Genomic DNA, 15,230 nt, shown 5'->3' on the forward strand with positions numbered 1-15,230 from the left:
TTGGCTATCAGCCATTTTTTCGTCTCAGATCGTCACACGCGCGTGTACACGCCGAAATCCTTGCGGGGCAATGGTCTTGGGGTGATTTTTCAGAAAAACTGACACACGGCGTTACAACACCGAAGGTGCGACATGTGCATACGTTCAGGACAGTCACTAACACACATCCAACATCTATCGGCCCCTGCGGCTTTTTCTATCTGACCCCGCGCGCCGACACGCTTCCGGTCGCAACGCCCACACGCCCCATCGCTGCGCTTTCCTTTGCACACGGCACCAAGCGTCCGCACCTCTGGCGACGCTCGCGCTTAGTCAGCGCTAGCGAGCCGTTTGATGCTTCACCAGCGCGCAGGAGTTTGGTGGCCTGCACCCATTGCGCGCTTTCGTTTTTCTGTTTCAATTAAAATATGAAACAGAAATCACCCTCAGCCCTACATGCTTCAAACCATTTTCGGACGGTTATACCGTCCGAGAATGGGGGGAGTGTGGACGGGGTGAAGCGAGAGCGTAACCCCATAAGGCCACACGGGGGCACAGCCCCCGCGCTCGTTTCAGATTATGAAACGGGCGAACGTGCGCACGATGTTCGCCCGTCACCCCTGTGTGACGGGTGGACGAGTAAGCACAAAGAAAAATTGGAACGCGATGAACAGTGGCACCGCAGGCAGGCCATTGCCACCGGTAAGCCGTGGACATTGGAGGCCGACAAGTACACGCGGAAAGTTCTGGCCGAGTGTCCGGAGCGCGCGCTAACGGCGGAAACGTCAGACGAGTACCGGCGCGTATACACGAGATTGGTACGCGAGGGAGTGACGGCATGGGAGAAGGCGAACAGTGCGCAGCATTGGAACAAGTTGCGCACGGCGTGCCGCTGGGCAATGGCCGAGGATGTGCGGGCATGGCGCGCACTGTCCGAACAGGCGCGCAAATCCGGCGACTTGGCTCATGCCCAACAATGCACCGCAGAAGCATGGAAATTGGCGGTTGCACTTGATGCCCAATTCTTGGCGGCCGGTCGAGAAGCCTGGGCGGCGAAGGCCCTCAAAATAGAAACGGAGGGCCGCAAGCCGGTGGACAAGTCCAAGCGCCTCAGCGGTGCGCCGACAGCCGACACCGCTGCTTGTGCGCTGCTGGACAGCAGGCACCGTGGAACGAGGCTCCTAGAGCGGCACAGCGAGCGTCTGGCGCTGTTGGCGCTGACGGGATGCCGCCCGGCAGAGTTGATGGCCGGGGTTAGTGTGAAATTGTTGAGGGACAAGCATGGAGAGCCCAGCGGCATCGGCATAGAAATAATTGGAGCGAAGGTGGACGCACTACGGGGCCACGAAAAGCGCCGCTTGGCCTTCCCTCTGTCGGGGGGCGGCAAGGCTGTTCAAGGACTTACTCTGTTGTGCGCCGAGCGTGGCGGGCACTACACGCTTGCGACGACAGACGCCGACTATAGAAGTCTCAACCGAGCGCTTCAGGTGCAAGGCATGAGTTGTTACACCTTCCGCCATGCCGTCGGCAGCGATCTGAAAGCAGATATTTCAGAAGGCAAGGCTACGCCGGAGACGGCTGCGAAAATTATGGGCCACCGATCAACCGCGTCCCTCATGTCCTACGGTACAAAGCGGCGCGGCCGGGGTGGTCAGCGGCCTCGCGCGAGTGTGTCCGGACCGATAAGAAACGTGGCGGTAACCAAGGCCGCACGTACCAAAGCAAGAAAGCATAAAAAGGCGAAGAAATTAAAGGCAGAAGCGGCTTTGGTGGGGGCTTCGCCCGTCCAGGTGCCTGCATCTGCGCGGGCACCACAAACGCCACTTGCCGCCGGTCTTCGGCCACGCTACAAATAGAGGCTCAACGACCAACAGGGGGCAAATATGGAAGTCGATGCACCGTGGACTTGCGATCAGTGTGGCAATCCGATCCTCAGCGTTGATGATGGCTGGGTAGAGTGGCTCAACGGACGAAACGGACCCGATGACATTCAGCGAAGTGCCCACCATCTTCGCCTTGTCCACCACCGACACGCATCCCCAAATGCGGATCGGAAAAGCGCGTGCTACCACGATGAGGACCAGTGGTTTGCCGCCAAGAGATACACCGTTGCTGACCTGCCGCTTTCCAGTTTCGTGGGTCCCGATGGTCTGATTACGCTACTGTCGTTCCTAGCAGATAAGCGCTTCTCGGAAGAGAGCGAGGTTCTGGAACTGATCAAGCGCTTGCATGTACCGAACTATGAAGCCGCGCGCCATCATTTTGATGCCGCGATTGCTAACGGAGTGTTTGAGCCACGTTCTGCGCCTTCCTACTACGACCAGAGAGAGATGCGCGCGGTCTTAGATTGGGTAGAGGAACAGGAAGAGCAAGCATAAGGCGAACCGTTTGACGGCTGGCTAGTACGCCAGCCGTCGGCCTAACAGGGGCGGACTCAAACTAAATTTGATCATCCCTTGGGCTCAAATTCATCCGTACCAGGGACGCGCCCAAAAGAACGTCCCGGATTATTTTTCGCCCAGTCACTGGCTTCCCGAAACGTCTTGAACGTTTTTTTTCTAGGCGTTGAACTGCTGCGCGAGGATCGCTGCTCACGGAAGTGATCTCGATTAAATCCATCGATAATAGAATCGAGATTTGCCCCCGCCCCGAAGGTGCGCTCAAAGTCGCCCATTACGCTCTCCGAATTCGTCTTAGTTGGACCTGCAACTAACGTAAATCCCATTTACAAGGCAGCGCGTTTGATATCCGCCGGGTGGAGTTATGGGGGTCACTTGAGGCGCAGTGTACTGCTGACTCTGCTGTAGCAACTGCTGGGTGCTGTTCTGAAGGGCTTGATTGGAGCGTTGGAGTTCTTGGCTATACAGTTGCGCTTGAGCCTGCTGGTACTGCATTTGCATGTGGTACATCTGCAATTGTTCAGCAGTCAATGCGTCGCGGTAGCCTGTGTCATTGCCCTTCTTGTCGATGCACATGACTCGGGTGGGCGAGAGGGCCCGGACCTGCTTGCAGGTCGCGTCCCCAGCCATGTAATAGTTGCCGTTAAAGAAATTCGGCGCGGCACTTGTCGCACATCCTGCCAGAAGAACGCAGGCGAGCCCTGTAATTTTCTTCATTGATCCCCCTGTGGGCGCGCCTACCTTGGCGCGATGCAATTGTACAGGCTGAATGCGCGGATCTTGCGTTGTGGCGTCTGGATGGCGGTGATATCGTGGGCACTTCCTTGGACACCTTGCGTGGGTGCCTCGGGCGCTAAGTCTTGCGCTGCAAGGGTTTTGGGAGTGATGTGGCTTAGACTCCCCCCCTCTCCGCCAGATAAAAGAAAAGGGCTGCCGAAAGGCAGCCCTTTTCTTTTATCTGGCGCGGGACGCGACGCGCGTTTCGCGCGCCGCCCCACACGTTGCGTGGCAACGCGTGGGCCCCTCCCTTTGCCTGCCTCTCCCCGCCCCTGTCGGGGCAGCCCCTCAACAGAGGGGCTTGCTTCTCCAGCTTGCTTCTCCAGATGGTTCCGGGGGTGGATGCGGCATTGATGACTTCCTTGTCTCTGCGGGAATAGAAGAGGGCTGCCGAAAGGCAGCCCTCTTCTTTTATCTGGCGCGGGACGCGACGCGCGTTTCGCGCGTCGCCCCACACGTTGCGCCGCTCGTTGGCCGCTGGGTGCATCCACGCACGGCGTGGAAGGCAAGGCCATTCGCACAGGGTGGGGACCGATGCCCTGTGCGAATGGCGTGTGCTCAGAACGTGTAGCCCAGCCCCAGCTGTATGCCGTTCTGGGTCTGGCCGTCGCGCCGCTCGCCCACGTAATCAACCATCACCGACAGGCGCTTGCTGGCACGGCTGGTCACGCCCAGGTTCCAGGCCAGGACCTGCTCACCGACGGGCTGGCTGCTGGCACTGAACAGCAGGTCCGGGGCGGCGGCGAAGCCGTTGCTGTAGCGGGCCTGGGTATCGCCCAGCTCCTTCTGCCAGACCACGCGGGCCCGCGGGGTGATGCGCTCGCCGTTGTTGCCGTCGAAGGTCTTGAACAACTGCAGGCCGGCGCCTACGCGGATGCTTTCCAGGCTGCCACTGCGGCCGATGAGTGCGGCTGCGTCCTGGCCTTCGTTGAAGTGCGTGGCCGAGGTGCGCATGTAGTCGATCACCGGCAGCAGCGGCTGTATCACCACGCCGTTGCCGGTGGTGAACGAGAACGCATGCTCCACGCGCGCGGAAATCGCGTCGTTGCTGTACTTCGCGCGCAGCGGTGCCTGCAGGCCCTCGATCCCCTCGATGCTGCGACGGGTGTCGTGGCGAAGATCGGTGTAGCGGACGGCGGCGGACAGGTAGCCACGCGAATAGAGCGCGTCCACGTAGCCGCCGATATCCAGCGCGCGGACATCGCCGCTGAATCCTGCACCTTCGCTGGACCGGGTCGACATGTCGGCCGCGGCAAGGCTCACGCCCAGTGTCACGCGGTCGTCTGCCAGACGGGTATCGGCACCAAGCGCGATGCCGCCGATGGTGTGGTTCAGGCCGGCGACGCCCGCACCACCCTCGATACGGCCATGGCTGCCGAACCCGCGCGCCCAGAAGCTGCGGTTGTGTCCGGCGTCGCCCGCATCACTGCCTGCATCTGCCGGTGCGACCAGGTGCATCGCCAGCTGGTTGAACAGGCGACTGCCGGTCGTTGCCGATTGCGCCGAGGCGGTCTGCGCGGCCTGTGCTGCCAGGCCGTCCGCATCGCCACCGCTGCGCGATGCTGCCTGGTGCTGCTGCACGACGTTGCCGATGCTGCCGACCAGTGCGGTATCGGCCAGGCGCAGGCTGGCATGCGCGTCGCCGCGCAATGCTCCCGCCTGGCGCGCGATGTCATCGCGGTCAGCGAACTGCAGGGCACCCAGCAGTCCGCTCATCGAGGAAGTGCGCTGTGCAGCCGCCTGTTGCAGTGCGATGCCCAGGCCGTCGCCGGACGGGGCATTGCCGAACAAGCGTGTGTCGTCGAAGGAGGGATTGGCGGTCAGCCACAGGCCACTGCCGGTCTGGTTGACGGTGAAGCTGAGCAGTGAATTGTGGCGAGGGCGGAATACGGCGCCGGGAGCGGTGAGGTCCACCGCGCTGCCGGCCTCGCCACTGCGCTCGACGTACTGGAAGCGCCCTTCGATGAAGTCCGACACCGGTGCTGCGCGGGTCAGGGTATCGGGCGTAGCGGTGCGGCACCACAAGCCGGCGTACTCACCGTTCGACGGGCCGCAGGGGGCGACGGGCAGCTGCAGGGCGCTGGCATCCACCTGGGTTCCGACCAGATGGTTCTGCTGGCCTGCCGGGAAGAACGCCTGCTTGATGTCCAGCGTCAGCCTGGCGCTGGGGGCAATGCTCAGCACGGCGCGGTTGATGTTGCCGTACAGGTTGTAGTCACCGGACCGCCGGTCCTCTTCGACCAGGAAGTAGCGGGCTTCTTCCAGCGTCAGTGCCGGTGCGGTGCGCTGGCTGTCGACCTGGAAGGCCAGGTTCGCGCCATCGTTGAGGTTGATGTAGCGCCCCTTGCCGATCCGGAAGCGTTCGCTGGTGAACACGTCGTCGCCACCCGGCGCGAGTGCTTCCAGCGAGTAGGGGCGCATGACGATGCCGGAGGGCGCGAGCGTTCCGCCCTCGTTGATGTCGATCGTGGCATTCAATGAACCGTGTCCGGTCAGCACGCCGCCGCGTTCGACCACGGTCAGGCTGCGCAGTGCGCCCTGCTGCAGCTCGATGCGCCCGCCATTGCGGGCGCCGATGGCTTCGGCGTGGTGGATCCAGCCATTCTGCTGCAGGCGCAGGGTGCCGCCATCGGCCACCACATACTGGGCGGCGGAGGCGGTATCCAGTGACCAGACACCGCCCTTGCCGATGCGGATCACACCGAAGGCGTCGTCCAGCCGGATGTCCGGGGTCGATTGCTGGAAGTAGCGCAGGTTGGCCAGCGCATTGGTGTAGCGCCCGCGCACGGCCAGGTTCGGATTGAGGTCTCCGCTCACGTCCTTGTCGATGGAAAGCACGTCGCCAGGCTGGACGTAACCGGCTTCGGTAACGACGCGATCACTGTAGAAGGTGACACCGGGATACGCGGTGCAGTTGCCTGCCGCGCTCTGGTCGCGGGTCGGGCAGAAGCGCGTGGCCACGGCCGCCACGTTCGGGTCGAAGTAGCGCAGGAAGCCCGACTGCTGGGTCAGTTCATAGTGCGCCTGGACGATGCGCGCTTCGATGACCGCGAAGTCGGTCGGGCCGAACATGTCCCGGTAGTACTTGATGTACTTGTCCTGCCCCGGGTACGGGGTAGGGCCGTTCGGGCCGGATTCGTGTAACGGCGCGCGATAAATCGCCCGCCACAGGTGAGATAAACGGTGGGGCGTCAATGTTGCGCCCTGCGGAATGAAATTGCACGGGGCGGAAACCGCCCCGTGGCCCGGCCGGACTACCAGGTCGTGTAGATCAACTCCCGCCGCTGCACTGCCTGCCGGCCGATCGTGTAGCGAATCGGCACCACTCGGCACCCGAACTGGCTGAACACCTCCCGCATGGTCGGGTGGTCGTTGATCGTCAGGATGGCCGCGCCCCGCAGCCCAACCATCTGCCGGACCAGCTCCTGATACTGCTCCATCCCAAAGGGAGTGCCATACCCCTCAGTCTCCCAGTACGGCGGGTCGAGGAAGAACAGGGTATCGGTGGCATCGTACTTGGCCATGCACTGCTGCCAGGCCAGGTGCTCGACGGTGACCTTGTGAAGCCGGAGGTGTGCGGCGCTCAGATCCTCCTCAATACGCAATAGATTGAGGCCCTTGCCGCCCCGTCCGAAACCTGGGGTCTGGCCGGTCGCCTTGCCCCCCCAAGCCAGTCGCTGAAGGTAGTAGAAGCGTGCAGCTCGCTGGATATCGGTGAGGGTGTCCGGATGCTGGAGCTGGCACCAACGGAACATTTCCCGGCTCGTCAGGGCCCATTTGAACTGCCGGACGAACTCTTCAAGGTGGTTGGCCACCACTCGGTACAGGCGTACCAGCTCGCCGTGGCAGTCATTCAGCACTTCTGCCTTGGCCGGCTCTCTCGCGAACAGGAGAGCAGCTCCGCCGGCAAAGGCCTCGACGTAGGTTCGGTGGGGGGCATCGGCCACCAGGGGCAGCAGGTGGGGCAGCAGGCGGGTCTTCCCGCCCGGCCAGGGGAACAGCGTGGTCGTCTTCATTCTCAGCCTCTGCGATGGGTCTGGGCGAGGCTTGTCTCCCCCGCGCGGGGAGCAGGGCCTCGGCCAATAGCACGCGGGCTGTACGCGTGTGTTGCGGCGCCAGGTTGACAGTTCCAGCTGCCAGCCTGGCGCCCTGTTCTAGTCAACTAACGAGCGATACGGAAAGCACGGACGTCGATGTAGAGCCCATTGGAATCAGCGCTACTGATTCGGTAGTCCATTGTCTGGCTGGGCGACAGCACAAGGTCGAAGAACTGACCTACACCGCCTGCGGTCGGCACGCCGAAAAGCTCGGCTGCTACGCCTGGCACGGAGAGGAGACCGAAGCCGCTCGACATCGTATTGGTGAGGATCAGGCTGGCAGCAGTGGCCGTGGGAGGCACTGCGGCTGCCAGAGACACCGTGGTTCGGGTGGTGGCGGTGCCGTTGCTCAGGCAGCGCAGGGGCTGCGTGTTCGCGGGAATTCGATACTCAAAAGAGTCGTTCGTACCGACCTGGAACTGGATGATGTTGGAGGACGCGTCGGTTTTGAAGCTGCCAAGGTAGCGGCGTGAGGAGGCGCCGGTCTTGGCGCGGGCGGTCCCGCTGTAAGGAGCAGCCGGGGCGTCAGTAACAGCCTCGATCGCCGGCGTCGTGCCATTGAGGAACAGATAGACGTGGTACCACGTGTTGGCCGCAAGCGTCAGGCCGCTGAGGGTCAGCGCAGTCGGAACCTCGATAGCCTGCTGCAGCGAGGGAATCCAGGCGCTGCCGCTGGAAACTCGGAACGACTTCGGACCGACGTACTCCATGTTGAGGCCAAGGATGTGGCCCGCCATCGTCCATAGGGCGGCCCCGGCCGCGACCGAGGCCGCACTGGCGGCGGCGAGCTGGGAGAGTTTGACGTCAGGCATTGGGGTTACTCCAGGATGATCGGGTCGCCGGCTTCCGTGACGATGCGGTCGCCCGCCTCGGTCACAAGCTGTGCGCGGTATAGGAAGGTGTGTTGCAGGCGCTGCCAGCTGGTGAAACCGGCTCGGACCGCCTCGATTTCCACGCGCAGCGTCTTGCCGCCGCTGCCGACCGGCGGCAGATAGCTGTCGGTCGTGGTCGTGATGCCAGCCTGCTCACGCACCAGGGTGTTCTGCAGGTACCAGCGGGCGGTGTATGTAGTGCCTGGCTCTGGGCCGATGCTGGACTGTTCGGAGTCGACCAGCTGGTCGGCCTGCAGGAGGCGATCGCGGTGTGCCCAGGTGGCCACCACGGTACCGCCAGTGCCCCAGGCCTCGGCCGGGTACGCGTCGCCATTGATGCGCAAACGGCCCGGCGGGTACGGGCGGACGTGGCGCCGGCGCATCGTCAATGCGATCGCCGTGGCCAGGTCCGGGTTCAGTTCACCCTGGCTGGTGCGGGTGATCAGCTTGGCCTCGGGCGCCTCGTTGGCCAGGTACTCGCGACCATCGAAACCGACGTATTCATCGGTGAACAACACCCGCGAGCCCACCGCATGCTGCACTGGCACGGTGTCGACGCACCCACGGGCCACGGTCAGCGTCGCGGCCACCGGATCTATCGACACCACCCGGACCAGCTCGTCATCGATCAACGCTTCGCTGCCGACCTCAACGGCGTCCAGGCTGACTCCAGCGGCCAGCGAGATCGCAGTCGGCTCGCTCTTGGCAGGCATTGCGGTCGTGAGCAGGCCGGTGGGGGCGAAGTCGGCCGTACCGGCTTCGGCGAATGCAGCGTTGCCCAGGCGGGTCTGCAGGGTGTAGCCGAACGCCACCGAGGACGGCCGCACGCCGATCGAGGTCAGGTAGCCGACGTCTGGCGACAAGGCAGCAAGATCCGGCGCACCGAGCGTGGTGGCCAGGTCACGATAGCTCGCCTCCTGCAGGCGTTGCACCGTGACCGGTTTGGGTTTGGTATCCGGCTCGACCCAGGCGCTATCAGAGGGCTGGATGTAACTGGCAGCCGCCATGCCGGCAACGTCCTGGCCAACGGTCAGCACCACGGCCGTTTCGGTCTGCGTGCCTTCGTCGACGTCCAGAATGCGCACTGGCATGCGGGCCACGCCACGCCGTGGCCACGACAGCGCACGCACCTGACCACGTTCGAAGGGGCCAGCATCGCGCCGCACCCGGATCTTCACCCTGCAGGGCAGGCTGCTCACCGCCGCCACCTCGCGCGCCGCGACGCGGCCGGCGAGCGTGGCATTCCACAGGCCTGGATAGCTCTTGCGGCTGCTGACCACACGGCCCTGGGCCTGCACGCTGGCGAGATTCTGATAGGTGACCGCAGCATCCTTGTTGGTGGCGATATCGCGATAGACCACTGTGATCTCGTTGACGCTGTTCTCCAGCATCGGCTGCTGCCACTCCATCATCTCGATGATCTGGCCAGGACCGATCTCTGGCAGAGTGGCCGGGTCATAGTCCGGCCGCACCAGCACCAGCTTGGTCAGACCTGTCACCGGATCTTCAATGCGCATGCCGCCGATGTGGTCGCACACCATGTCCATGAACTCACCGGCGGGCACCGACCTGGACCACTTCAGGCACAAGCCCAGACCTTCATCCTTGAGCACCTGCGCGGCGGCAAGGAAGCTGGCTTCGTCAATCACCTCGATTGGGTGCCCCATACCCTCAGTGCGGACCTGGTAGATGATGTGGGCCGGGTTCATACCTTCATCGATCTGCACCAGGCCGCCCTGCCATAGGCCCTTCTTCCAGCCAGCGCGCCAGCGCGAAACCTTCTTGGTCCAGTTCTTGATGTAGGGGTTCATGGCCGACACCTGGCCATTGAACACACTTGTGAACAGCCCCCGAGCCGCCGGCCACGGCCCAGGCACCAGCGACTGCAGGTAGGCGCTGGGCATCTGTGTAGGTTCGCCCATGCGCACCTCCAGTTTGCCGACGATCCCGCCTTCACCCTTGTCGCCGCCAAACACTTCGGGGGCAAGAATCGTGATGGTTCGCGAGGAGGTAATCGGCCCCGTGGCCGGCACCGTGAGCGGCACGTTGATGCCGAACACTTTGGTCCAGGCGGTCTGCACGTTACCGTCCCACACCATCCGATCGCCGACGCGGATCTCCCGCAAGGCGTCGACCGGCCCGAGGCACTCGCCAAAGTAGATGCCCATGTAGTAGCGGTAGCCGACGGTCTGCTTCTTGCCACTACCCACGGCTGGCCTCCTCGCGTGCTATCAGAGCCAGCCGCTGGGCGAAGGCATCGTCCAGGGCCTCGAACTGCTCGGCCGGCAGGCCTTCGTCCAGGAATTGGCGGAGATCCAGTCCATGCCGGTCCATCCAGGTACGGATGCCTGCAGCGCACAGCACGCCGTTACCCTCGCCAAGCTTTGCGGCGCGAGCATGGTCAACGGTGACCAGGACAGGGCGATTCATCACTTCTTGCCACCCTTGACCTTGATCGGCGTGGTGCGCAGATCCCCGTAGAACAGAACGTTCGGGTCATCGATCCAGTTCGTGCCGAAAACCATTGCGCACTCGCGACCGTCCTCTGCCGTGGGTACGTTGAAATCCTCCAGCGATGCCGGCTTCGGGACTGTAGGTTTTGGGCGCATCACGTAGCTGACGATCAGCGCCACGATCATTACGATGATTTGGACCCACATGGGAGGCTCCTCAGAAGATGGGGTCAGGGCCGAAGGGGTTTTTCTTCGGGATCGTGTGTTGGCCACCGAAGTTGAGCGAGTTGTTGAACTTTTCGTGGCACACCGATAGCGCGTGGCCGCAACCGGGATAGGCCGAAACAAGTTCACCGGCAGCAAGCGGCGCAGCGGTCAGCAGGGTCAGTACCGGACCTACATGACCGACGACAAAGCGGTACTCAGTGGCGGTGCCCCTTTTCCACTTGATGAAGCCGCCCACGAACCAGCCATCCGGCTTGGTAGCAAAGGCATTGGAAGTGACCGTCTGCGTGGATGCGGCCGACAACACGCCATCGATCCGGAAAGCCTCTGCATTGAGTCCGCAGTCTTCGTCGAACAGCGCAAAGGGGCACGGGCCTTGCCAGCAGCGGCGCAGGCCATTGGTGGCAGCTGCGCCGATGTTGCTCTGGCAGGTCAGCACAAGGTCGTTCTGACGTTCGTTGAAGTCGCTCAACACGCCATTCCACGTGTCGCGGATGACGCCATCGCTCTTGCGCACCCTGCGCCAACGCACCGTGATCCGTTCAGTCGGTGCGAACGGGCGAAGCAGCGATGCCAGGGGCAGCGACAGCGGTACCGTCAACTCCAGATTCGACCGGGCCTCCTGCGCCGACTGCCCCAAGCGGCCGCGCTTGATGGCCACGGGGCTGAACTGCTGCGAGTCGTAGAATTCTGCGCTATCGCTGGAGGTGTAGCGCCAGCGCTGAGATCCGCGGCCGAACTCGTACAGCTCCACATGGCGGGAAAACAGGCTCACGATTCACCTTCCTCGGCACCGATGCCGGCAAAGGACACCTTGCAGCGAGCCAGCCCTTCGCCGTCGGTTTCATGGGACAGCTCGACGGTGTCGGAGCTGAGGCGGGCCAGCATCATCCAACTGATCAGGCGAATGGCTGCAGGCTGCAGGGCGATACCGTGGGGCACGTCCAACTGCAGAAACTCGCGCTGCGGATCAAGTTCGGTGGCCTGGACCAGCTGGCGGTAGAGAACCTGGCCATTGAACAGCTCGATGCGCAGATGGCGGCGGCCGGGCTGAGCGCGCCCGAAGCGCGACACGCCTGCCCAAGCCACCACGATGCCACCGGAGGTGGCCAAGGCGGGCTCGATCAGCTCCAGATCATCGGCCCAGGACGGTACCCACAGTGCGGCCGCGCGCCCCTGCAGCCAGTACAGCAGGCTGCGCAGGTTGACCTGCTCGGCGCGGCCCCACGTCTGCCAAGCATGGGTCTGCACCGGCCAGGCCTTGCCCGTGAAGTCATCGATCGCGATCGGACCGATGTCCCCATCGATCACGACCAACTGCCGGCCGAATTCAGCGGTCGGCGATTGGTCCAGGTCAGGCCGTTGCTCAAGTACCGGTCGACCGCGATAGGTGACCGCCGGCGCGACAGAAGGCCAGTCGCAAGTTTCTACGGCCGTCAGGCGAACGGTGGAGCGCACAGCCTGGTCGGTCAGGCGCTCCAGGCTGGGTGTTTCTGCAAGGCGCGCTGTCCTGCAGGGCAACACCCGCGTGCCTGGCGCCCAGGCGTTGGCAGTAGGTCGAGCCAGCTGCAGGGCGTTGCTGGCAATGCCAGCGACCTCGACCAGTTCATAGGTGGTGACGTCCCGCCAGAGCATCGCCAGGCCGCCCTGCCGATAGTCTCGCTGGGTGGCGGCCGGTACCGGAATGGACTGCACGCCCAGTGCCAGGCGCGACTGCAGCCAGGACACGTCATTCCAGATGGGCAGCGCCCAGGTACGTGCCGACCAGTCGAACAACGCGTGCTCCAGCACTTGACGCTCGCGGCGATCGGCCAGGACGCTGAATTCCCAGGAGCGTCGCGGGGAGCCGCGAAGGGGGAAGCGCGCCTCGCCACCGCTGGCGGCCTGCTGAACGTCGGTTGCCCACGCCAGAGTCTCCGACACCGGCCGGGACCAATCTGGCGGCAACATCCACGCCGACATGCGATTGCCGGTGATTGTGACTGTGCGGCTGCCCAGGGCCACGAAGTCGTAGGACAGCGTGGCCGCGATGACGGGCGGCCCCTCGGTAGTGATCGACAGCTGCCACCTGCGCAGCTGCAGCGGCGCGAACGTCAGCGGCGGCGTGCCTGGCCCCACCAGTTCGACACCCTCGCCATTCTCCAGCACCACCGAGGCCAAGGTCTGAGGCTGCAGATAGGCGTTCCAGACCTGCACAAATCGCACCTGGTTGGTCACCAGATTACCGAGGTCAATGCGCAGCGGCAGGATGTGGATTCGGTGGTACCAGTCATCGAAGGAGGTGCGCAGCGCGGGACCGGCCGAGCGCTGTTCGGGTTCGACAATGGTGGCCTCACGTGCCGGGCCCGCCAGCACGCGAGCGCTGGCAAGCGCGCCACGAAATGGCACTGGAATCCGCGTGCGTGCGATGTCCAGGTTCCGGCTTCGCCAGTTCGGCCCCGCGCTGATCGAGGTGGAAAGGAGAAGCGCCATCAGGACTTCCGGACTGCCCAGCCATAGGCGTTGCTTGCCGGAGGCTGGTTCGAACCGCTGGCCATCGTTAGCTTGCGTACCCACGGGAACACAACCCAAGTCTCAGCACCGATCGCGATCTCCTGCTCGGGTTCCAATTTTTCCAGGTAGCAGGCCCGCAGCCCGATCACCTCGCCGATCGGCGACAGGTTGGGGGTGGTTCCAGCTCGCCTGACCCACAACTGGATCGGGTGAAAGATGCTGCGACCGGAAAAGGTGTTCTCATCGGCGTTGCCTAACGCTCGGCCTAGCCAGAGGTGATCAATCGTTATGTCGTTGTATGACCCCTGGTAGCTCGGGCCAACGCCACTGCCAGCCTGACCCTCCGTGCCAAGTGACCCAGCATAGTTGTTGCAGATCATGTGGTAGCTATTGCTACGCCCGTCCTCGATAGAGTCGGCCCGCACCTGTCCGCAACCCAACCCGGTGGTGTATCCAAACAGCACCACCGTTGGGGCGTTGGTACCGATCACACCACTGGAGCTGGTGTTCAGTGGCCAGTATGTGCCATCGACATAGGTACCACCTTCGTAGGCTCCAGCCTTGGCAAGAACCCCAAATGCATGATGCCGATACTCGCCGGCGGTGGCCTGGGCGATGGCGACGTGGATCGCGGTGCCATTGGCGAACAGCTTCACACGCGGGAACGGACCGACCAGCCCGAGGGTCGACACGCCACGTGGAGACGGCAGAGGCTGCGACGCAGGATCGAGCGCGCCGTTGTACCCGACGGACAGGCGCGACTGCAGGCTGAGCTGATCGGTGTTGAACAGGTGAACGTAGTCGGACACGCCAGGGATGCGAACGGTGGCAGTACGATTTGCCCCGGTCACATTGTTGCGTTCAACGGTCCAGCCATTGGCCTGCGCAAATTGCACTACAAGGTCGATCAGGGTCTGCACATTGGGGACGTTGCTGAATTCGGCGTAGGCCATCTCTACATCACTCCAAGGAAAACGCGGCGAACTCGCCAGAGCCGGTGCGGTACACGTTAGGCACCACCAGGTGGTCAACACCGCCCACCGCTGCCACCTGCTCCGCCGTTGCACCGAAGGACGGGGTGTAGAAGACGCCGTCGAAGCTGCCATAGAACTGTCCCTTCTCAGGCATTTGGCTGTCGGGAGAAGATCTGTCGGTGAGGCTGCCGCCCCACGCAAAGCCCGCCAACTGACCGCGCTGTACCCAGCGCTGCCCGTCCAGGCAGTTGCGCACGTTCTGGTTGCAGATTGTCTTTGCCCACGGCAGGCTCATACGCCCGGTAGTGAGAGATCCGTTCAGAGCGAGGTTGCGGATCGGAACCCAAGCCTGCATTGGCGAGAACAGATACGCTTGGCTGCGATTGGTGTTGTTCGTACCGTCTGCGTTGGGGCTCCAGAAATTGGAATGCTCGTAGCCATCCGACGAGGCCAGGTAGTTCCGCTCCAGGCACGATCCCCCGATGAAAAGCGGGTAGCTCCAGTCGGCTGGCAGATGGTCGGTCAAGATGAAGCCGGCGTAGACGGCGTCGTAGCGGCCGTTGATTCGCGTGATGACCTTGAAGCAACGGCCATTGGCAACGAACCAGTACTTGATCGGCGAGTTGACGCCCAGCAGCGCTACCGGATTTGAATTGGAGCCAGGAGGATCCACGCGCGGCTGCGCCGGGTTGTAGCCGGTGTGACCAAAGACCGCCATGTTGTAGAAGGCGCTGGCGGGCACCACCCATGCCTGCAGAGACACGTAGATCTCATCCTCGCCCGCCAGACCTCGGCCCTTCAGTGACACAAAATCGTTGGCCGCGATCGGACCGCTGGCCACGCCACCCACCACCTGCCATTGCTGGTTCGCCGCCACCAGGGCGGCATTGGTGGTCAGGAAGTCCCGCAGGCGGGCCATGAGGTCGGTGATGTTGGCGGCGGTGTCCGTTGCCCAGGCCAT

General features: G+C 63.3%; 14 protein-coding genes. 2 read left to right on the forward strand and 12 right to left on the reverse strand.

The features are described from left to right. Positions 1-635: 635 nt before the first annotated feature. Positions 636-1,835: a site-specific integrase gene (locus CKW06_RS23460; protein ID WP_143566219.1), complete on the forward strand. Its 1,200-nt coding sequence runs from the start codon at positions 636-638 to the stop codon at positions 1,833-1,835. Between the two features lie 27 nt (positions 1,836-1,862). Beyond that, entirely contained in the window at positions 1,863-2,357 is a 495-nt protein-coding gene (locus tag CKW06_RS04735) for a hypothetical protein (RefSeq protein ID WP_076738310.1), read from the forward strand. 71 nt (positions 2,358-2,428) lie between these two features. On the opposite strand, the gene CKW06_RS23465 is transcribed toward CKW06_RS04735, so the two are convergent. From CKW06_RS23465 to CKW06_RS04790, 12 genes are all read right to left on the reverse strand, one after another. Continuing rightward, positions 2,429-2,653: a hypothetical protein gene (locus CKW06_RS23465; protein ID WP_133125649.1), complete on the reverse strand. Its 225-nt coding sequence runs from the start codon at positions 2,651-2,653 to the stop codon at positions 2,429-2,431. A gap of 19 nt (positions 2,654-2,672) precedes the next feature. After that, positions 2,673-3,095: a hypothetical protein gene (locus CKW06_RS04740; protein WP_101363584.1), complete on the reverse strand. Its 423-nt coding sequence runs from the start codon at positions 3,093-3,095 to the stop codon at positions 2,673-2,675. A gap of 618 nt (positions 3,096-3,713) precedes the next feature. Continuing rightward, a complete protein-coding gene (locus CKW06_RS23895; protein WP_024957636.1) occupies positions 3,714-6,227 on the reverse strand; it encodes an autotransporter outer membrane beta-barrel domain-containing protein in 2,514 nt (837 codons plus the stop codon). Positions 6,228-6,409: 182 nt separating this feature from the next. Next, positions 6,410-7,171: a DNA adenine methylase gene (locus CKW06_RS04750; protein WP_024957635.1), complete on the reverse strand. Its 762-nt coding sequence runs from the start codon at positions 7,169-7,171 to the stop codon at positions 6,410-6,412. Positions 7,172-7,317: 146 nt separating this feature from the next. Further along, entirely contained in the window at positions 7,318-8,064 is a 747-nt protein-coding gene (locus tag CKW06_RS04755; protein WP_024957634.1) for a hypothetical protein, read from the reverse strand. 5 nt (positions 8,065-8,069) lie between these two features. After that, positions 8,070-10,334 carry a hypothetical protein gene (locus CKW06_RS04760; RefSeq protein WP_024957633.1) on the reverse strand — a complete coding sequence of 755 codons (2,265 nt, stop codon included), beginning with the start codon at positions 10,332-10,334 and terminating at the stop codon, positions 8,070-8,072. Then, the gene (locus CKW06_RS04765) at positions 10,327-10,554 is read right to left on the reverse strand and encodes a hypothetical protein (RefSeq protein WP_024957632.1); all 228 of its coding nucleotides are present in this window, start codon (positions 10,552-10,554) and stop codon (positions 10,327-10,329) included. The genes CKW06_RS04760 and CKW06_RS04765 overlap by 8 nt, the downstream gene beginning before the upstream one ends. Beyond that, positions 10,554-10,784: a hypothetical protein gene (locus CKW06_RS04770; RefSeq protein WP_024957631.1), complete on the reverse strand. Its 231-nt coding sequence runs from the start codon at positions 10,782-10,784 to the stop codon at positions 10,554-10,556. The genes CKW06_RS04765 and CKW06_RS04770 overlap by 1 nt, the downstream gene beginning before the upstream one ends. Positions 10,785-10,794: 10 nt before the next feature. Next, the gene (locus tag CKW06_RS04775) at positions 10,795-11,577 is read right to left on the reverse strand and encodes a phage BR0599 family protein (RefSeq protein WP_024957630.1); all 783 of its coding nucleotides are present in this window, start codon (positions 11,575-11,577) and stop codon (positions 10,795-10,797) included. Further along, positions 11,574-13,274, reverse strand: coding sequence for a hypothetical protein (locus CKW06_RS04780; protein WP_024957629.1), 1,701 nt, complete (start codon positions 13,272-13,274; stop codon positions 11,574-11,576). The genes CKW06_RS04775 and CKW06_RS04780 overlap by 4 nt, the downstream gene beginning before the upstream one ends. After that, on the reverse strand, positions 13,274-14,248 hold the full coding sequence (locus tag CKW06_RS04785) for a hypothetical protein (RefSeq protein ID WP_024957628.1): 975 nt from the start codon (positions 14,246-14,248) through the stop codon (positions 13,274-13,276). The genes CKW06_RS04780 and CKW06_RS04785 overlap by 1 nt, the downstream gene beginning before the upstream one ends. Before the next feature lie 7 nt (positions 14,249-14,255). Beyond that, positions 14,256-15,230: a hypothetical protein gene (locus CKW06_RS04790; protein WP_024957627.1), complete on the reverse strand. Its 975-nt coding sequence runs from the start codon at positions 15,228-15,230 to the stop codon at positions 14,256-14,258.

This window comes from Stenotrophomonas maltophilia (assembly GCF_900186865.1).
GTDB classification, from domain to species: domain Bacteria; phylum Pseudomonadota; class Gammaproteobacteria; order Xanthomonadales; family Xanthomonadaceae; genus Stenotrophomonas; species Stenotrophomonas maltophilia.